The organism is Syntrophomonas zehnderi OL-4 (assembly GCF_000983115.1).
In the GTDB taxonomy this organism is placed as follows: Bacteria; Bacillota; Syntrophomonadia; order Syntrophomonadales; family Syntrophomonadaceae; genus Syntrophomonas_B; species Syntrophomonas_B zehnderi.
In genome coordinates this window covers 18593-37490 of record NZ_CGIH01000029.1, presented here as the reverse complement: position 1 = coordinate 37490, position 18898 = coordinate 18593, and the positions used below count along the sequence as shown (strand labels likewise).

The window sequence follows — 18898 nt, the reverse complement described above, 5'->3', positions numbered from 1 at the left end:
AATACTCAAAGGAATCGTCAATTTGTAGGGGCTAACTTTGGTCGCTCCTATGTAGCGCAAGCTTTATCTTCCGGCGGGAAGCAAAGCTTCCCCGTCCGAATCGCGCCACCATTTTCATAGGTGGTTGTGTCCTGCGGGTATGGGGGTTAATAAAGATAATCTGTGAAAATCCGTTAAATCTGTGTTATCTGTATCCATTAATTCACCAAGTTTACAAAAGATTTTCGAGGCCGTAGACGAGCCCGGTGGTGGTTATCATTTTTTTTATGCTCATTATAACTCCAGGCATAAAACCCACCCGGTCGAAAGAATCATGGCGGATTCTTAAACTCTGGCCGACTCCTCCGAAGATTACTTCCTGGTGGGCAATAAGGCCGGGTAATCTTACACTGTGAACCCGAATGCCATTTATTTCACCACCCCGGGCTCCGGATATCTTCTCGAATTCACGAGAGTTTCGTGCCGGAATAGGCTGGCGGTTGGCAGTAATCATTTCCGCGGTTTTAATTGCCGTACCGGAAGGTGCATCCAGTTTTTGATCATGGTGCAATTCAATAATCTCGACATCCGGGAAGTATTGGGCAGCCTCCTGAGCCAGCTTCATCATCAATACTGCTCCCAAAGCAAAGTTGGGTATTACCGCCACACCCACCTGCTTATCCAGGGCCAGTTTTTCTAATTGCCTCAATTCCACTTCGTTAAGGCCAGTTGTTCCCACGATAGAAGTTATTTTCTGTTTAAGAGCTGTTCTGGTATTATTATAAACAGCCTGCGGATTTGTAAAATCAACCATCACATCCGGACGGGTCATTTCAATCATTTTATCCAGATCGTTATGAATAGTTAAGGATATTTCCTTATTTCCGGCAATATCACCAAACACCTCGCCGCGAGCTCGAATATCCACCAGGCCGACCAATTCCAACTCGGGATCATTATGTACTGCTCGGGCCGTTTCCATTCCCATTTTCCCAAGCGCTCCAGAAACTATTACCTTGATTTTTTCAGACACAGCTAGACCTCCCTATTATTCCTATGAAATAGTTTTATATATTTTTAGCTTTCAGTCAAGAAATTGCTCTAGTACCAGCTCCATGCGCCCTTCGGGTACCAACTATGTTACCTCGCGGCAAATAATAAGGTTGTGCCCGCCCACCATAGAGGTTAATAAAAATAAAGGATAACCTTTAAAAATATAAAGGTCAGCCTCGCGGTTTTCTATTTATCTAATTATTGCATATTTGCAGATTAGCGGGGAATTGAATTGGAAGTTAAAGACGGTCGGTCTTAAACTTATTGTAGTAGCGAGCCTGGATCATCACATACTTAATTATTTCCTTGATCAGCCTGCGTTCTATAAAGCTTATTGATTCTTTTTTATCCTGGGCTTTTTCAATAATATCCATATACAATTGAGTGCGTATAATTTCGTTGTTAATTTTGTATAATAAATCCCCGCCCTCACAGTGTCGATAAAACTTTTCCAGACGTTTCAGGAAAAAGTCCTCGTTTATGTCTATCGCCATCACGGTAGCCTGGGCTAGAATTTCATGTTTATCCAGATCACTGCAAAGAAAATCATAGACCAGTTTTTTGCGCAGATCATCATCTTTAACCAGGAGAAGTTCCTGGCAAATTAGACGCTTTGTGTTTTCAGCATATATTATCTCCTGGAGGATATCGCCCCAATAAGTGCTCTTTACCCGATACAACCATCAGACCCCCGTCTTTTTATAGTATCTTTAGTTTCCGTACTTGAATAAATCTTATTCACTACAAAAAAATAACCGCAAATGCTGTAAGTAAATTGAACAAACGCTAATTGAAGGGCCGTTTAACGAAATGATATACTGGTTTTTAAGGCAGGTTAAACTGCCCTCGAATTTTATGAAAAGGAAGTAGCTGTATGCCATTTGATGGACTTGCGATTAAAGCCGTTGCCAGGGAGCTTGATGCCGCGCTGAAAGATGCCCGCATCGATAAAATACATCAGCCGGAAAAAGATGAATTGGTCTTGTCCATTCGTCAATATAAAAGTACCTCCGTTAGGCTCTTAATCTCTGCCAATGCCCGCTGGGCCAGGATACACATAAGTAATGAAAAAAAACCTAATCCCACCCATCCCTCCGGTTTTTGTATGCTCCTGCGTAAATATCTGGAAGGAGGCAAAATCAAGGAAGTCAAGCAGCTGGGGATGGAGCGCATTTTACATATACGCATTGAAGCCTTGGATGATTTCCGGGAGTGGAAAGACAAAATCCTGGTCTGTGAATTTATGGGGCGCCATTCCAATATTATTCTGGTTAATCCCGAAAACGGTATTATCCTGGATGCCATAAAAAAATACGGCAGCGAGTTAAGCTCCTTTCGCGAGGTATTGCCGGGCAAACCATATGTAAGCCCACCCGACCAGGGCAAACTGGAACCCGGCAGGGCCGTATGGGATGAATTCACCCGGAAGATGTGGCAGCAGGAGGAAAACCAGAGCCTGGCGGCAGCACTTTTTAATACTTATACCGGGATCAGCCCTTATTCAGCCCGCCATATCTGTTTAACCTGCGGGACAGATCCGGATCTGCCGGTAGGCCAATGCGGTGAGTTTGAGTTAAGCAAAGTATTTTACGCAATTCAATCATTACTGGCTGATATCGATCAGGGGAAATTATCGCCGGTAGTACTGTATGATAAATTCCAGCTCCCCCTGGAATTCAGTCCTTTTACGCCTTTAAGTGATAAACAGGCTGAAATTAAAGTTTACTCCAGCATGAATGAAGCTTGTGATGTGTTTTTTACCGATAAGATGGACCGGCTGCGTCTCGATTCCATGAAAACCAGTCTTACCCGGAAAATTAAAGAACACCTGGACAAACTTTACCGTAAAAAATTCCACCAGGAAGGAGACCTTGCCAAGGCTTATGACCACGATATTTACAAAGACTGGGGGGAATTGTTGACCGCCTACGCCCACCTTTACAAAAAAGGAGATACCGAAGTCACCCTGAATGATTTTGGCGGCGACCAAACAGTCACTTTGACCTTGGATCCCCGCTTTACTCCCATTCAAAATGCGCAGAGGTATTTTAAAATCTACAATAAAAGTAGAGGAGCCCGTAAACATCTGCAGGTTCTAATGGCTCAAAACCAGCAGGAAATTGACTATCTGGAATCTGTGCTGGTAGCAGTTCAGCAGGCTGAAGACCCCTCCGGGTTGAAGGAAATTATCGAAGAACTGGAAAAGGAAGGGTATATTAAGGCAATTGCCAAAAAGAACAAGATTCGGGAGGAACGCAGTCAGCCGCGCCGATTCCTATCCTCGGACGGGCTTGTAATAACGGTAGGCAGGAACAATCGCCAAAATGATTGGCTGACCTTAAGGGAATCAGACGGAAGCGACCTCTGGCTGCACACCAAGGAAATTCCCGGCACTCATGTCATCCTCAGTCTGCCTGCTGCGGTCAAGTCGATTCAGGATGTGCCGGACAAAAGCCTGGAAGAAGCCGCCACCCTGGCAGCTTACTATAGTAAGGCCAACCAGTCGGAAAAGGTACCGGTGGATTATACCTTCCGTTCTAACGTCAAAAAACCGGGAGGGGCCAAGCCGGGCATGGTAATCTATGATAATTACTGGACGATTATGGTAAACCCCTGCTCTCCCCTGCTGGAGCAGTTGCTATCCGCTCAACGAACGGATTAAGCACCGGTTTGAAGAGCCGACAGTCAGTTAGTCTCCCCCTCTGCTACTTCTATGGAACCATCGGGGTTCTTTTTAATCTGACTGTCGGGTTCCAGGATGTAGATTTTGTTACTCACCGTATCAATTGCGACTTCACGGTTAATAATGGTATTAACCTCCTGACGGGTGATCAGGGTGCGAATCTGCACACCATTGTCATACAGTTCAATATGCATACGATCCCCGTTGTCTTTGCTGATGGTTTTTTCCGTTACATTTTTAGGGGGCTTCATAAACACATATTTATAGCCGCCTTCGGCAAATTTCATTTCGGTACCGTTTAAGAACACCTTCACCTAGTATTCACCCCTAAACCATATTACCTGCACCCGGCACTCAATGGTCGGGTGACAGAAACGCCTCCCGGCGGGACAGCGATTTCGCTTTCCTTTATTCTGCTTTCCTATTATTGCGTGCCGAAGCAGACTCAATTACGGCTGCCGGGTTTGATGGCTTCACCTTGACCGGACTGACAGAGAGGACACTGATCAGGTTCCCAGGATTCTATATCCATCGTCAATACAGCCTCCCAAGGCACTCCAAAATTGACCTTGCCACCGCTACGGTCTACCAACACACCTACACCTACTACAACACCGCCGTACTCACGCACCACATCCATAACTTCAACTACAGAGCCGCCAGTGGTAACTACGTCTTCAACAACCAGAACCCTATCCCCCTCTTTAATAGTAAAGCCTCTCCTTAAGCACATCTTACCATCCTGGCGTTCACAGAATATACCGGGGACCTTTAACTGCCGGGCGACTTCATACGAAACAATAATTCCGCCCATGGCCGGGCCCACCACATAATCAATCTTTTCATCCCGGAATCTTTCAGCCAGATGCTGCGCTAGTTGTTCCGTATAATCAGGATATTGTAAAACCTGGGCGCATTGCATATAGCGGTTGCTGTGCCGCCCGGAAGTCAGCTTGAAATGCCCTTTGAGCAGAGCGCCCGAATCAGTAAATATTTTTATGGCTTGATCTTGGCTTAACATAGTTAACCCTCCAATTCCTCAATAATTTTTTGGGCCGCGATTTTGGGATTATCAGCCTTGGTAATGGGCCGACCGATAACCATATAATCAGCACCTAAATGCAAAGCATCCCGGGGCGTGGTTACTCTTTTTTGGTCGTTGGTCTCTGACCAGCGGGGTCTGATTCCCGGAGTCACGATCTTAAAGTCCGGGCCGCAGGCAGCGCGTATGGCGGTGATTTCCTGGGGTGAGCAGACTACCCCGTTTAACCCTGATTCCTTTGCCATTACGGCCCATTTAACTGTCAACTCCAAAACATTTAAATCATTTACGTACATCTCATTCTTAAGCTGTTGATCGGAAATGCTGGTTAAAACGGTAACTGCCAGGATAAGCGGCGGATTGATTCCCAAGCGCGCTGCCTCCTTGCTTACCTCTGCGGCCGCATACTGCATCATTTCCCGGCCGCCCGCTGCGTGAACGTTAAACATAAAACTATTTAAACGGGTTAATACTCTCCCGGCCGCACCAACGGTATTCGGAATGTCATGCAGCTTCAAATCCACAAAAACCTTGCCGCCCAGTTCATTTACCTGTTGTACAATAGCTGGGCCGATACTATTGTATAATTGCATACCGATTTTAAAAACACCCACATATGGAGTCAATTCCCTTACCAGGCCCAGGGCCTCATCATATGTATCTACATCCAAAGCCAGTACGATTCGTTCCTTGGGGTTCATAATTTGCCTCCCATCTTGCCGTATATTTTAATTAAAGTGAATAATTATAGTATTATGTAATTCTTACCTGTAGTCAATGGCGTTTCCTCACAGATGCCCGGCAGGCAAAAGGCAGGAAGCAAGAAACGCCTGGCGCGGTCACCGCTATCGCTACATTAATATTGTCATCTTCCGTTATTAAGCGGCGGGATTTAAAAATCCCATAAAAAACAGCCCATTGAAAAGCTTAGGCTTCCTTTCACGTCTAAATATCCTATTTTTTAATTATAGTCTTTACATCTTTGCCAAAGCAGTGTATCGTTTTACAAAATGTCCGTATAATTTATTATTTGTTTTGGGGGTATTTATTTATAATGGCTAAAACCTGGTATAACCAATATCAACACAAATTGACGTCTCCTGAGGATGCAGTAAAGGATATTCCTGCAGGAGCTTACGTCTACTGTGGCTTTTGTGCCGGAGAACCACCTGCTCTGCTGGAAGCGATTGCCGACAACGTGGAATCATATACCGATGTCAAGATTATGCAGATGCTCTCTCCCCAAAAAGCTTCTTATATAAAACCCGAAAACGCTGGGAACGTACGTTTAAGTTCCTGGTTTTCCGGAGCATCTACCCGCCACGCCGTTAATGAGGGCTGGGCCGACTACACACCCCAGCATTTCCATGATACCTGTCACCTAATGAGGCAGGAGATGGTTCCGGTCGATGTATTCATGGCGGTTGTGAGTCCTATGGATGACCATGGCTATTTCTCTTTAGGTGCTTCGGTCTGTTATGCCTATGACGCAATCAAAAAAGCCAAAAAAGTAATCTTTGAAGTAAACGAAAACTTTCCTCGCACCTATGGCAACACCTTTGTTCATATCAGTCATGTGGATCAGGTGGTGGAAAACAATGTACCGATTCCGCAAATACCCAGCTCCCAACCGAACGCTATTCAAAAAACTATTGGCGGTATCATTTCCGAGTTAATCGAAGATGGTTCGACCATACAGCTTGGTTTTGGAGCCATCCCCATGGCCATGTCTGAGTTCTTAAAAGAAAAACACCACCTGGGTATTCATACCGAAATACTGGTCGATGCTATGGTTGATCTGGTCGAATGCGGAGCCGTTAGCAACAACAACCGCTCCATGCACCTGGGCAAAATAACCGGAACGACCTTGGTCGGCACCGACAAGATTTATAAATATGCCCATCAAAATCCGCTAGTGGAACTGTATCCGGTTGACTATACCAATGACGTTAACATGATTGCCTCCAACAACAAAATGGTAGCTGTAAATGCCACATTGGAAGTTGACCTGTTCGGGCAATGCGTATCAGAATCAATTGGTTACAGACATTATAGTGGTTCCGGTGGTCAGGCGGATTTCGTACGCGGAGCCGTGAAATCACCCGGCGGCAAGGCCATCCTGGCTCTGCCTTCTACTGCCAAAGATGGTACCGTCTCTCGCATTACGCCTTGTTTACAGCCGGGGGCTTCAGTCACTGTAACTAAAAACGATGTTGACATTATCGTTACCGAATATGGAGCAGTCCGTCTGCGGGGCAAATCCCAGCGCGAGAGAGCCAAACTCTTAATCTCCATAGCCCATCCCGATTTCAGAGATGAGCTGCGCTTTAACGCCAATCGAATTAAGCTTATATAGTGTGGACTGACCCCGGGGCTTATTGCGCCCCGGGTTTGGCATTAAGGAGCTTTCTTTCCAGAGAAAATTGCTGGGTGGCTGGACTATACTTAATAATATCCACTGCCAGCAGGCCATTACCTGGTATGATATATGCAATAGCTGCTGAATAAGATATCCCACTTTCAGAATATAAACCCCTTAAACCAGAAGCCCCGGTAGTACCAGGATTGGCAAAAACCCCCTCTGACTCCGACCCCTCTTCTATTTGGATACGATGATTATGGCCGGAAACAACCAGGTTAGCTAACGGAGTAAGCTTTCTGCCCAGCTTGTAATCATGCACCACCAAAATATCCGGACGTCCCTGCACCTTGATAGCCTCCTTAATCGAGTCCATCTGCTGTAGGGATGCTTTCTTCTCTTGCTCTGCGTTTTCATACGTTACAGCCGAGCCGCTTGATAACGGGTCGGCAAAGCCTATAATCTTTAGCCCTTTTAGGGTAATCGTCTGTCCGTTTAAAATCTGACTATCAGGCAGACTGTTAATGAAAGCAATCGTCTCTGGACTGTCATGGTTGCCGGCAACAAATAACTGGGGTACACCTATCGCCGTCAGTTGCTGGGTAGCATTCGTTTCCAGCTTTGATCCCATATCAGTAAGATCTCCGGAATTTATCAAGAAGTCTACTTTGAAACGTGCCGCCAGACTTCTGCATAACTCAATCCCCACCGGATTGGAATGCAAATCACTCACCAGCAACACCTTTACCACTTCTCCCTGTTCTTCAGGATTTGCCATTACCATCAAACTATCCGCACTGGAAAAAAGCATACCTAGGTTAGATACAATTTGACGGGTTTGGCTGCGAATCTGTTGGAAATCAGTCAGGGAATCACTGGCAAATTTAACCGCAGCCGGCGCCATACTAATAACGCCCGTGTATTCCGGCTCATGAAAAGCACTTGTATCATAGGATCTAAATACCCCCGCCAGGACTGCGACTAATATCAGCACCGAGATCGCGGAATAAAGCAAGGTTTTAACCAAACCGGGACGCCAAAGCAATAAGAGCAATAAAAAGGCACCCAACCCAGCAACCAGCACTTGGTGCAGGGCAAAGGCAGTAATTTTGGCTCGGGCACTGGTACGCAACCGCTCCAGCAATTTTTTCTGGTCAGGCGGATTATCAACATGCGACTTAAACGTATCGCTTCTTATCTGTTCCAGACTTATAACCAGTTTCACCGGCCCATGATGGGTTTTAGCTTCAACCATGCCAAAGGGAGGAAAGTGCAGTTCTGTTATGCCGCTTCGGCCGGGACTTAATCCCGCCTTGAATTCAATGCCTTCCATTTCCACGGTAGTACTCCCCAATAGCCAAACAGCCAATATGCTCCCGGTCAATGCCGTCACTAGAAGGATAAGTGTTTTGACAGATAATATTTTATTGGCAGGGTTGAATTTTGTTCCAGGAGCAAAGCGCATCCATGTACCCCCTTAGAATTTACTTAGGCTAGACTGCGGCAGCTCCTACCAGGTCGGTGAGTTTTGCGATCTGATTTTCCTGCATATACTCAATCAAGCCGTCCACTATTTCATCTGCCAGGCATGGGTTGACGAAGTTGCCGGTGCCTATCGATACGGCTGAGGCTCCCACCAGGATAAACTCCAGTGCATCTGTAAAGTTCATTATGCCGCCGCCCCCTAGAATGGGCAGATCTATCTCGCGATATACCTGGTAGATCATGCGCAGAGCGACCGGCTTTATGGCCGGGCCGGACAATCCTCCAAACACATTTCCCAATACCGGTCTTTTAGTTCTGATGTCGACCGCCATGCCCATCAAGGTGTTAATCATCGCAAGGGCGTCTGCCCCCCCTTCTTGTGCTGCCTGAGCAATAGCAACTATGTCGGTTACATTAGGGGACAATTTGGGAATTATCGGCAAGGAACATTCGGCTTTAATCGCTTCTACCACTGTTTTGACCATAACGGGATCGGTACCAAACTGCAGCCCTCCCTCTTTGACATTAGGACAGGAGATATTTAATTCCACCCCGGCAATACCCGGATGTCCCTTAAGCTTGGCTGCCAGACGGGCATATTCCTCCACCGTATTTCCGGCAATATTTAAAATTACAGTGACGCCTTTTTCCCGCAGGACAGGCAGGTATTCGTTCAGGAATACATCCACCCCGGGGTTCTCTAGGCCAATCGCATTCAGCATACCTGCCGGGGTTTCTGCGATCCGCGGCGGCGGATTGCCGGGTCTTGGCTCCAGGGTTGTGCCTTTGACAATGACCCCGCCAATGCCGCTGATATCAATAAAATCCTCATATTCAAAACCATAGCCAAAAGTGCCCGAGGCCACCGCAACCGGGTTTTTCATGGAAAGCCCCCCCAGATTTACGGAAATATCAGGCTGGCCTGTTCCCTGACCATACTCCTTTTTCACGCCCTTACCTCCCCATCATGAACTCAACAGCTTGCACATTAAAAACCGGTCCATCTTTGCATATCTTTACATAATCGACATCGGCTGGTTTAAGTTTACGGGCGCAGCCCAAGCAAGCCCCTACGCCGCAAGCCATGTGTTCTTCCAAGGAACACTCGCCCCACAAATAGTTGCAAGCTACATATTCAGCTACTTCGGCCATCATCATTTCAGGGCCGCAGGTATAAAATGAATCAACCTCATGGGGATCCTGATCTTTCAACAGGTCGGTAACCGGGCCATGATAACCGGCGCTTCCATCCAGGGTAGCAACCTCCAGTTCGACTCCTAATCGAGAAAAGCGGTCACTAGCCACCAGTTCGCCAGCCGTATTGGCACCATATAAAACCTTAACCTGACAATCCAGTAGTATAAGCCACCGAGCCAGGTACATTAAGGGAGCTATACCTACTCCTCCGCCTACTAGGATAGCGTTTAAAGGATAGTTGGGCATGGTGAAGCCATTCCCTAAAGGTCCCATGACGTCAATCGTATCATCCGGTTTAAAACTGGTCATAATACGCGTGCCTTGGCCTACCACTTTATATAGCAGACTAATACTGCCACTATCAACATCCACATCATAGAGACTAAGCGGACGCCTTAATAAGGGATCATCCTGCTCACTGACTCTTATTTGCATAAATTTTCCGGGATGACATTTTAAAGCTATTTGCGGTGCCAGGAATTCCAGTTCGTACAAATCATCAGCCAGCTGCTGGTTTTTCAGTACTCGTCCTTTTGCCAGGAATGACATTGATCTACTTCCTTTCAATATTAATACGTGCGCCGGAAGTACCGGCCAAATATTTATTAAAAAAAGCTAATTATTTTACGCAACTAACGTACTCCTGAAGTGATCTTACCTGCATATCAGCTATCTTGTTGCCTTCCTCAATCACCTCCTGCATGGCTTTTAATGTATCCAGAGAGGTTAAACAAGGTACTTTAAGTTCGACAGCAGCCCGACGGATGACGAATCCATCACTGAACTGATCCCTGCCATGGGTCAGGGTATTTACGATAAAATCCGCTTTCCCTTCCCGAATCAGATCGACGATATGCGGGGTGCCTTCATTAATTTTGTTGACATGTTCCACCTCAATACCGGCGGCCCTTAAGGCAGCGGCTGTTCCCGCAGTGGCAATCAGTTTAAAACCCATATCGTAGAAAGCTTTTAGAATCGGAATCGCCTCCTGCTTGTCCTTATCAGCTATGGTAGCTACAATCGTACCTTTTTGGGGAATGTCCATTCCGGCTGAAATCAAGCCTTTATACATGGCAGTTTTTAAGGATTTATCTATTCCCATTACTTCGCCGGTGGATTTCATTTCCGGCCCCAGGTTGATATCCACCTGTTCCAATTTATTAAAGGAAAAGACCGGAACTTTTACCGCGTAAAAACCTGGTTCCGGTTGCAGTCCCCCACTGTATCCCATCTCTTGCAAGCTCCTGCCCAGCATTATTTCGGTAGCCAATTTCACCATGGGCACACCGGTAATTTTGCTGATGAATGGTATCGTGCGACTGGAGCGGGGGTTTACTTCCAGGACATAAAGTTCATTTTTAAATTCGACAAATTGTATATTAATTAAACCTTTAACCCGCAGGGCCAAAGCCAGTTTAGTCGTATACAAGACCACCTTGTCTTTAATTGCCTGGCTTAAGTTATGGGCCGGAAAAACCGCCATGCTGTCACCGGAATGAACCCCGGCTCTTTCGATATGCTGCATAATACCTGGTATTAAAACTTCTTTTTCATCGCAAACGGCATCAACTTCAATTTCCGTTCCCAATAGGTATTTATCCACCAGCACCGGATGTTCGCGGTTGACCTTTACTGCAGTAGCGATATATTGTTTAAGTTCATCTTGATTATAAATGATCTCCATGGCTCTGCCGCCCAGAACATAGGAAGGTCTTACCAGTACCGGATAGCCAATCGTTTCAGCGGCCTTAACTGCTTCATCTGCGGAAAACACGCTCTTTCCAGGCGGGCGGGGAATACCCAGTTCTTCCACCAGGCTGTCAAAGCGATCCCGATCTTCCGCACGGTCAATGCTGTCATTGGAGGTACCGATAATACGTACCCCCACATTATTCAGCGGCTGAGCCAGGTTGATGGCGGTCTGTCCACCAAACTGAACTATTACTCCATCCGGCTTCTCTTCATCAATAATATTTAAAACGTCTTCAAAAACCAAGGGTTCAAAATAAAGTCGATCAGAAGTATCAAAATCCGTACTTACGGTTTCGGGATTATTATTGACGATGATCGCCTTGACTCCTGCTTCACGCAATGCCCAGACACAATGCACCGAACAATAATCAAATTCCACTCCCTGCCCTATCCGGATGGGACCTGAACCGATTACCAAAACCTTTTTTTCGTCTATATCATGCCAGGCTTCATTTTCTTCTTCGTAACAGGAATAGAAATAGGGTGTTTCAGCATCAAATTCAGCAGCACAGGTGTCCACCTGCTTGTATGTCGGTATGACCCCTTTATCGGTACGCAAGCGATGGATATGAACCTCCTGCACACCTTTGAGCTGGGCAATTTCTATATCGGAAAAACCAATTTTCTTGGCTTCCCGGAGCAGCACCGGATCGAGTTCCTCATTGGCCAGACGCCCGGCAAAATCAAGGATGTTTTTTATTTTGTTTAGAAAGTATTTATCAATATGGGTGTTCTCCCATACCTCATTGATACTCATTCCCCGGCTGAAGGCCTCGGCTACCATAAAAATCCGTTCATCGTCAGCCTCTTTTAACCTTTCCCGCAAGGATTCATCGGAAATATCTATCATATCCGGCGGACGCATACCGGTAATACCCAGTTCCAGACAACGTATGGACTTTAAAAAGGCCGCCTCAAAACTTCGGTCAATAGCCATGACCTCACCGGTTGCTTTCATCTGGGTACCCAGTTTGCGATCCCCGAAGACAAATTTATCAAAAGGCCAGCGGGGCACTTTCAAAACTACATAATCAATTGCCGGCTCAAAGCAGGCAGTAGTCTTACCGGTAACAGCATTGGGAATTTCATCCAGGGTATAACCGATGGCTATCTTGGTCGTAACCTTGGCAATTGGATAACCGGTGGCTTTAGAGGCCAGCGCACTGGAACGGCTGACGCGGGGATTTACCTCTATGACATAATACTTTTTACTAAAAGGATCCAGGGCAAACTGAACATTGCAGCCCCCGGCGATTTTTAAGGTACGAATAATTTTTATAGAAGCTGCTCTAAGCATCTGATATTCTTCATCGGTCAATGTCTGCGCCGGTGCTACAACGATACTGTCGCCGGTATGGATTCCCACCGGATCAACATTTTCCATACTGCAGACGGTTATGCAGTTATCGTTGTCATCCCGCATGACCTCGAACTCAATCTCCTTGTAACCGGCTACACTGCGTTCAACCAAAACCTGACCGATGGGGCTGTTTTTAATACCCTTGGCCGCTATGTTGGATAATTCTTTTTCATTGTGGGCATTGCCGCCCCCGGTGCCGCCCAGGGTATAGGCTGGTCTGACGATAACCGGATAGCCGATTTCATTGGCGAATTTAAGAGCCGCTTCTACCGAAGTTACAATATCACTTTCAGGAACCGGCTGGTTTATTTCACTCATGGTTTTTTTAAACAACTCTCGGTCTTCGGCCCGGGCAATCGCTTCCAAAGGAGTACCCAGCAGCGGGACGCCTGTTTTTTCAAGGATACCTTCTTTATCAAGGGAAAGTGCCATGTTAAGACCCACCTGACCACCTAGGGTAGCGATGATCCCGTCTGGTTTTTCCTTGTCCAAGATTTTGCTTACCGTCTCGATGGTTATCGGCTCAATATATACATGGTCGGCGATACTGGTATCAGTCATAATAGTTGCCGGGTTACTGTTTATAAGCACTACTTCTATGCCTTCTTCTTTAAGTGCCCGGCAGGCCTGGGTACCGGCATAGTCAAACTCGGCTGCCTGACCTATGATAATTGGCCCGGAACCAATCACCATGACTTTTCTTAAACCATTTTTTAACGGCATTTACGTTCCTCCCTTGCGGTACTGTTTGCGCTGTTTGCGTCAAAAATAAAATCCCCTGATTAGATACTCTCTATGAACTGATCAAAAAAAATGCCGGTATCGCTATATCCCGGATAACCTTCAGGATCAAACTGTACGGAAAATACCGGATAGATGCTGTGCCTGATTCCTTCTATGGTCTCATCGTTTAAGCTGCGCATCGTTACCAGAATGTCTGTACCGGCAATCGAATTCTCCTCAATGGTATAGCCGTGGTTTTGTGTAGTAATATAGATCCGATTGTTACGCAGATTTTTTACCGGATGGTTACTGCCTCGATGCCCGTAAGGCAGCCTGGCAACTTGGGCACCTAAAGCCAGGGCAATCAGTTGATGGCCCAACCCGACTCCAAATATTGGAATCCGGCCGATCAAGGCACGGGTTGTTTCCACTACATAAGGAAGTGCCAGGGGATTTCCCGGCCCATCGGATATAAAGACTCCATCCGGACGCAGAAGCAGAATATCAGCAGCACTGGTGACCGCCGGTACTGCTATTACTTCGCAGTCCCGCAAGTTAAATGAAGTCACCACTCCTTTTTTGGTACCTAGATCCAGCATTACCACGCGTTTACAGCCGCTGCCAAAATAGCCAATGTTATGACGAGATACGTGCTGCACCAAATCTCCATCGAGCCTTTTTAAAGCTTCCCGGGCCCTGTCTACCAAATCATCCTTATGGCTTAAATCCGCAGTGATGATCCCTCCCATATTCCCCTGACTGCGGATTACCTTCGTCAAAGCTCTGGTATCAACCTCAGTTAAAACGGTAACCTGGCTGTCATTTAAAAATGTAATTAAATCCGTATCCATTTCCCAATGACTGGGAAACGCAGTGGCTTCACGCAGTACCAGACCCTCAACCATAGCCCGTTGAGAGGCGAAGCTATGTTCGTTAAGACCAACATTGCCGACCAGCGGATAGGTCATAACGACAATTTGCCCATAGTAGGAAGGATCAGTAATAACGTCCTGATAAGCGATCATTGCGGTGGTAAAAACCACTTCTCCGCCTGCTGTCTGGCAGTCGTTGAGCAGCTTGCCTTGAAACACCCTGCCGTTTGCAAGTACCAGATATCCTTTCATAGCAACCCCCTATTTAATATCAGTCACAAATTCATAGATCAATGACTTAGTGTTTTACGGGTTTATCACATCAAGTGAGGCGTGAATGGCAAGGTTTATTATTATTTAATGGTATCACCCTCGCGCCCCAGTTGATGGACTTTATTCCGTAATTATTTTGCCTTCTTTATAGACAACTCTGCCGCTTACTATTGTCATCCAGGGCCAGCCTTTTAATACCATGCCCTTAAAGGGCGTGTTTTTCCCCTTTGAATAAAACTCCCGGGGATTGACTTCCCTTACCAACTCAGGATCAACTATAGTAATATCGGCATCAGTTCCCACGTCCAGGCTTCCTTTATTGATTCCCAGAATATCGGCCGGCCCTATAGTAAAAAGGCTTACCATAGTTTCCGCATCCAAAATCTGGGGATGGACTAATTTATCCATAATAAGAGCTACGGCTGTCTCCAGACCGGAAATTCCGAAAGCCGCCAGGTTGTACTCGCAATCCTTGCTCTCCAAGTGGTGAGGAGCATGGTCAGTAGCAATGCAGTCAATGGTTCCATCCAGCAGTCCTTCTCTTAAGGCAACCACATCTTCCAGAGGTCTAAGGGGAGGATTTACTTTAGTATCAGCGTCATAACTACCGACAATTTCATCGGTTAAAATCAGATGATGCGGAGTAACTTCACAGCTTACCTGCACACCCCGTTCCTGGGCGTCCCGAATCATATCAATTGAACCCGCCGTAGAAACATGACAGATATGAACCTGCGCCCCAGTAGTTTGCGCCAAAATAATATCCCGGGCAACCATGATCTCCTCCGCAGCAGCCGGGATGCCTTTGAGTCCATAGATAATGGAATAGTAACCTTCATGCATCTGACCATCCCGCGCCAGATTAAGGTCTTCACAGTGTGATAAAACAGGCAGGCCAAACATGTCTGCATACTGCAGGGCATTTCTCATAATGGCTGAATCCGCAACCGGCAGGCCATCGTCAGAGACTGCCACACAGCCGGCTTCGACCAGTTCGGCCATTTCACTAAGTTCCCGTCCGGCTTGTTTTTTGGTAATGCTGCCAATCGGCAGGACATTAACTACCCCGGATTTTTGCGCCCGCTCTCTCACGAAGCTGGCTACGGCTGCATTATCTATCACCGGATCGGTATTAGGCATACAACAAACGGTGGTAAACCCACCTGCCGCAGCAGCCCTGGTGCCGGATGCAATATCTTCTTTGTATTCGAAACCGGGTTCCCGTAAATGCACGTGCATATCGATAAAACCAGGGCAAACCCATTTTCCAGCCGCATCTATGTTTATAGCACCCTCTGCCTGAATGTTAGGGGCAATTGCCTCTATTTTGCCATCAGCTACCAAAACATCCATTATTGCATCTATTTCATTGGCCGGGTCTATTACCCTGCCGCCTCTAATAAGTAATTTCATCTTTTGACCCCCCCATCATCAGGAAAAGCAACGCCATTCTTACGGCTACGCCATTGGTAACCTGTTCATTAACAACCGCGGTGGTGCTGTCGGCCAGGGCCGAGGAGATTTCCACCCCGCGATTCATGGGGCCAGGATGCAGAACCAATACATCTTCCCGGGCGTTTTTCAGCCGCTCCGGGCTTAACATATAAAGATTAGAGTATTCGTCCAAGGAAGGAAAAAGACCTGCTACCTGTCTCTCCCTTTGAATACGCAGGACATTAATCACATCGGCTCCTCTAAGAGCCTGATCCAAGTTGTTATATGCCTTAACTCCCAGTTTCTCAATCTCCGGAGGCATCAGAGTAGCCGGTCCCACCACCCTGATTTCGCAGCCAAATTTACTCAGACCGTAGATATTGGAACGCGCCACCCGGCTGTGCAGGATGTCGCCCACGATTACCACTTTTAGGTCTTCCAAGCTGCCTTTGGCCTCTTTGATGCTGTACAAATCCAGTAAAGCCTGGGTCGGATGTTCATTGGCTCCATCACCGGCATTGATAATCCGCATGTTGGTATTGCGGGCCACATAGCTCGGGGTTCCGCTCATACCATGGCGAATAACCATCAGGTCAAATCCCATCGCTTCGATGGTTTTAACAGTATCCCGCAAACTCTCCCCTTTGGCCACACTGCTGGTGGATACCGCCAGATTAACCGTGTCGGCACTTAGATATTTGCCGGCAATTTCAAAGGAAGTTCGCGTACGGGTGCTGTTTTCATAAAAAACAGTTACCATGGCTTTGCCTCTTAAGGTCGGGACTTTTTTAATATCTCTTTTTAAGATATCTTTCATGGGAGTAGCAGTACTTAATATCATTTCGATCTCTTCCCGGCTGACATCCCTGAGTCCTAATAAGTCTTTGCGCTGTTCCAGCTTCACTGTTTTGCCTCCCTCTTTGCTCATAAAAAAACCTCCCCTGCATCAGCAAGGAAGGCTGCGCCTTCAAAAGACTTGCTCCCTTGCCGGTCTCTCTGTACCAGTTTAAAGGGTTTATTCCTTCAGTATATCTTGTATTACCACCTCATCCTTACCATCGATTTCACTCACCAGTACTGAGATTACTTCCGTATGCGAGGTAGGTACGTTTTTGCCGACATAATCGGCTTTGATGGGCAGTTCCCGGTGTCCCCTGTCAACCAGAACTGCCAACTGAATACACCTGGGTCGTCCAATATCTATAAGGGCATCCAGGGCGGCTCGGACAGTTCGGCCCGTGAACAGGACGTCATCTACTAAAACTACATTCATATCATTAATGTTAAAAAATACTTCTGTGCGGTGCAATTGCGGCTGGGCTGCCAGAGTGGTCAGATCATCCCGGTACAGAGTAATATCCAGGATGCCAACCGGTATTTTAATTCCTTCAATTTCCTCAATGCGTTCTGCCAGCCGTTGGGCTAAAGGGCCTCCTCTTCGGCGAATACCTATTAGGGCTACATTTTCAACACCCTTATTTCTTTCAATAATTTCATGGGCGATACGGGTAATGGCCCGCTTGATACCCATATCATCCATAAGTTTTTTCTTTGGTTCCAGTCTCATACGTCAAAACCTCCTTATGCCTATCTGCCGGAAGTAAGGACTGCAAAATAAAAGCCTGCGCTCCGTAAGACTGGAGGCAGGCGCAAATATCCCGCATTTCCTTGCTAGCCTCACGGGGCCAACTTAAAGGTTCTACTGTAAAGATATTAATCAAAGCAACTTACGTTGTCAAATACTTTTATTTAATTTTTTAGTGATAATATCCTGCAAATACTGTGGTACAGGGCTGGTAAACTCCATGTATTCCTGGCTGCGCGGATGATTAAAACCTAACCGCCAGGCATGCAGAGCCTGAGAATCCAGGTTCAAGTTTTTTCGTTTTGAGCCATACAAGGGGTCGCCCACCACCGGATGCTGGATGTAAGCAAAATGAACCCTGATCTGATGGGTTCGTCCGGTAAGCAGTTTAACTTTCACCAGAGTGTACTCCTGATACCTTTGCAGAACTTCGTAATCACTGACCGCCTCACGCCCGTCTTTGATTACTGCCATTTTTTTGCGATCTTTAGGGCTGCGGCCAATAGGCGCATCTATGCGTCCCAGGTTTTCTTGCAGCAGACCATGAACCAGGGCAATATACTCGCGATTTATGCTATGTACTCGGATCTGCTCTGCCAGGCTGCGATGTGCCACATCATTTTTAGCGACTACCATTACCCCAGAAGTGTCCTTGTCCAGACGGTGCACGATGCCCGGCCTTATTTCTCCATTAATCCCGGATAAATCCCTGATATGATAAAGAAGCGCATTAACCATGGTTTTATCCCAGTTACCATGCGCAGGATGTACTACCATACCTTTTGGTTTATCAACCACTGCCACATCTTCATCCTGGTATATTATCGGCAAAGGAATGTCCTGAGGCTGAATCTTTATCTCCTGCGCCCGGGGGACTTCCACCTGCACCTCATCTCCGATTTTTACCCGATAACTGGGCTTTGCGGTTTTACCAGCCACCAGCACCTGGCCTTCTCTAATCAAACCCTGCACCAGGGAACGCGACAGTTCATTCAGACTTTCACTTATAAAAACGTCTAAACGTTCACCTTCCATTTCCTCTTCCACCTGCAGAGTTGCCAAATCTCGCATATGCTCTCCTTACCTTAACTAAATTTCCGC

At 46.7% G+C, this 18898-nt stretch carries 16 protein-coding genes; 2 read left to right on the top strand and 14 right to left on the bottom strand.

The genetic code is table 11. The features are described 5' to 3' along the window. Nucleotides 1-211: 211 nt before the first annotated feature. The gene (dapB, locus tag AAV90_RS08780; protein WP_076982631.1) at nt 212-1012 is read right to left on the bottom strand and encodes a 4-hydroxy-tetrahydrodipicolinate reductase; all 801 of its coding nucleotides are present in this window, start codon (nt 1010-1012) and stop codon (nt 212-214) included. Nucleotides 1013-1271: 259 nt separating this feature from the next. Then, entirely contained in the window at nt 1272-1712 is a 441-nt protein-coding gene (locus AAV90_RS08775) for a hypothetical protein (protein WP_046497908.1), read from the bottom strand. 194 nt (nt 1713-1906) lie between these two features. Between AAV90_RS08775 and AAV90_RS08770 the strand changes: the two genes are divergently transcribed. Then, nucleotides 1907-3694 carry an Rqc2 family fibronectin-binding protein gene (locus tag AAV90_RS08770; RefSeq protein ID WP_046497905.1) on the top strand — a complete coding sequence of 596 codons (1788 nt, stop codon included), beginning with the start codon at nt 1907-1909 and terminating at the stop codon, nt 3692-3694. 23 nt (nt 3695-3717) lie between these two features. Here the strand turns inward: AAV90_RS08770 and AAV90_RS08765 are convergent, their stop codons facing one another. From AAV90_RS08765 to pyrF, 3 genes are all read right to left on the bottom strand, one after another. Beyond that, nucleotides 3718-4029 (bottom strand): hypothetical protein, encoded by a 312-nt coding sequence (locus tag AAV90_RS08765; RefSeq protein WP_046497902.1) that lies wholly within the window; start codon nt 4027-4029, stop codon nt 3718-3720. Nucleotides 4030-4160: 131 nt separating this feature from the next. Then, a complete protein-coding gene (pyrE, locus tag AAV90_RS08760; protein ID WP_046497899.1) occupies nt 4161-4736 on the bottom strand; it encodes an orotate phosphoribosyltransferase in 576 nt (191 codons plus the stop codon). Between the two features lie 2 nt (nt 4737-4738). Beyond that, on the bottom strand, nt 4739-5458 hold the full coding sequence (gene pyrF / locus AAV90_RS08755) for an orotidine-5'-phosphate decarboxylase (RefSeq protein ID WP_046497896.1): 720 nt from the start codon (nt 5456-5458) through the stop codon (nt 4739-4741). A gap of 353 nt (nt 5459-5811) precedes the next feature. Between pyrF and AAV90_RS08750 the strand changes: the two genes are divergently transcribed. Then, entirely contained in the window at nt 5812-7113 is a 1302-nt protein-coding gene (locus AAV90_RS08750) for an acetyl-CoA hydrolase/transferase family protein (protein ID WP_046497894.1), read from the top strand. A 19-nt stretch (nt 7114-7132) separates the two neighbouring features. Here AAV90_RS08750 and AAV90_RS08745 read toward each other — a convergent pair whose 3' ends face one another. The 9 genes from AAV90_RS08745 to AAV90_RS08705 form a co-directional block, all read right to left on the bottom strand. Next, nucleotides 7133-8581 (bottom strand): metallophosphoesterase family protein, encoded by a 1449-nt coding sequence (locus AAV90_RS08745; protein ID WP_046497892.1) that lies wholly within the window; start codon nt 8579-8581, stop codon nt 7133-7135. 28 nt (nt 8582-8609) lie between these two features. After that, nucleotides 8610-9485 (bottom strand): dihydroorotate dehydrogenase, encoded by an 876-nt coding sequence (locus AAV90_RS08740; protein ID WP_046498063.1) that lies wholly within the window; start codon nt 9483-9485, stop codon nt 8610-8612. 70 nt (nt 9486-9555) lie between these two features. Continuing rightward, nucleotides 9556-10347 (bottom strand): dihydroorotate dehydrogenase electron transfer subunit, encoded by a 792-nt coding sequence (locus AAV90_RS08735; RefSeq protein ID WP_046497889.1) that lies wholly within the window; start codon nt 10345-10347, stop codon nt 9556-9558. Nucleotides 10348-10417: 70 nt separating this feature from the next. Next, a complete protein-coding gene (carB, locus tag AAV90_RS08730; protein WP_046497886.1) occupies nt 10418-13633 on the bottom strand; it encodes a carbamoyl-phosphate synthase large subunit in 3216 nt (1071 codons plus the stop codon). 59 nt (nt 13634-13692) lie between these two features. Next, entirely contained in the window at nt 13693-14757 is a 1065-nt protein-coding gene (carA, locus tag AAV90_RS08725; protein WP_046497883.1) for a glutamine-hydrolyzing carbamoyl-phosphate synthase small subunit, read from the bottom strand. Between the two features lie 141 nt (nt 14758-14898). Next, nucleotides 14899-16191 carry a dihydroorotase gene (locus AAV90_RS08720; protein WP_046497881.1) on the bottom strand — a complete coding sequence of 431 codons (1293 nt, stop codon included), beginning with the start codon at nt 16189-16191 and terminating at the stop codon, nt 14899-14901. Beyond that, nucleotides 16175-17140, bottom strand: coding sequence for an aspartate carbamoyltransferase catalytic subunit (locus AAV90_RS08715; RefSeq protein WP_046497878.1), 966 nt, complete (start codon nt 17138-17140; stop codon nt 16175-16177). Before AAV90_RS08715 ends, AAV90_RS08720 begins: the two co-directional genes overlap by 17 nt. An 87-nt stretch (nt 17141-17227) precedes the next feature. Next, nucleotides 17228-17779: a bifunctional pyr operon transcriptional regulator/uracil phosphoribosyltransferase PyrR gene (gene pyrR / locus AAV90_RS08710; RefSeq protein WP_046497876.1), complete on the bottom strand. Its 552-nt coding sequence runs from the start codon at nt 17777-17779 to the stop codon at nt 17228-17230. 168 nt (nt 17780-17947) lie between these two features. Next, complete coding sequence (locus tag AAV90_RS08705; protein WP_046497873.1) at nt 17948-18868, bottom strand: RluA family pseudouridine synthase; 921 nt, start codon at nt 18866-18868, stop codon at nt 17948-17950. Between the last annotated feature and the right edge of the window lie 30 nt (nt 18869-18898).

Excerpts from the sequence above, each read along its gene's own strand:
- AAV90_RS08770 (WP_046497905.1), top strand. The coding sequence starts at position 1,907 with ATGCCATTTGATGGACTTGCGATTAAAGCCGTTGCCAGGGAGCTTGAT.
- pyrE (WP_046497899.1), bottom strand. The coding sequence starts at position 4,736 with ATGTTAAGCCAAGATCAAGCCATAAAAATATTTACTGATTCGGGCGCT.
- pyrF (WP_046497896.1), bottom strand. The coding sequence starts at position 5,458 with ATGAACCCCAAGGAACGAATCGTACTGGCTTTGGATGTAGATACATAT.
- AAV90_RS08750 (WP_046497894.1), top strand. The coding sequence starts at position 5,812 with ATGGCTAAAACCTGGTATAACCAATATCAACACAAATTGACGTCTCCT.
- AAV90_RS08745 (WP_046497892.1), bottom strand. The coding sequence starts at position 8,581 with ATGCGCTTTGCTCCTGGAACAAAATTCAACCCTGCCAATAAAATATTA.
- AAV90_RS08740 (WP_046498063.1), bottom strand. The coding sequence starts at position 9,485 with ATGAAAAACCCGGTTGCGGTGGCCTCGGGCACTTTTGGCTATGGTTTT.
- AAV90_RS08735 (WP_046497889.1), bottom strand. The coding sequence starts at position 10,347 with ATGTCATTCCTGGCAAAAGGACGAGTACTGAAAAACCAGCAGCTGGCT.
- carB (WP_046497886.1), bottom strand. The coding sequence starts at position 13,633 with ATGCCGTTAAAAAATGGTTTAAGAAAAGTCATGGTGATTGGTTCCGGG.
- carA (WP_046497883.1), bottom strand. The coding sequence starts at position 14,757 with ATGAAAGGATATCTGGTACTTGCAAACGGCAGGGTGTTTCAAGGCAAG.
- AAV90_RS08720 (WP_046497881.1), bottom strand. The coding sequence starts at position 16,191 with ATGAAATTACTTATTAGAGGCGGCAGGGTAATAGACCCGGCCAATGAA.
- AAV90_RS08715 (WP_046497878.1), bottom strand. The coding sequence starts at position 17,140 with ATGAGCAAAGAGGGAGGCAAAACAGTGAAGCTGGAACAGCGCAAAGAC.
- pyrR (WP_046497876.1), bottom strand. The coding sequence starts at position 17,779 with ATGAGACTGGAACCAAAGAAAAAACTTATGGATGATATGGGTATCAAG.
- AAV90_RS08705 (WP_046497873.1), bottom strand. The coding sequence starts at position 18,868 with ATGCGAGATTTGGCAACTCTGCAGGTGGAAGAGGAAATGGAAGGTGAA.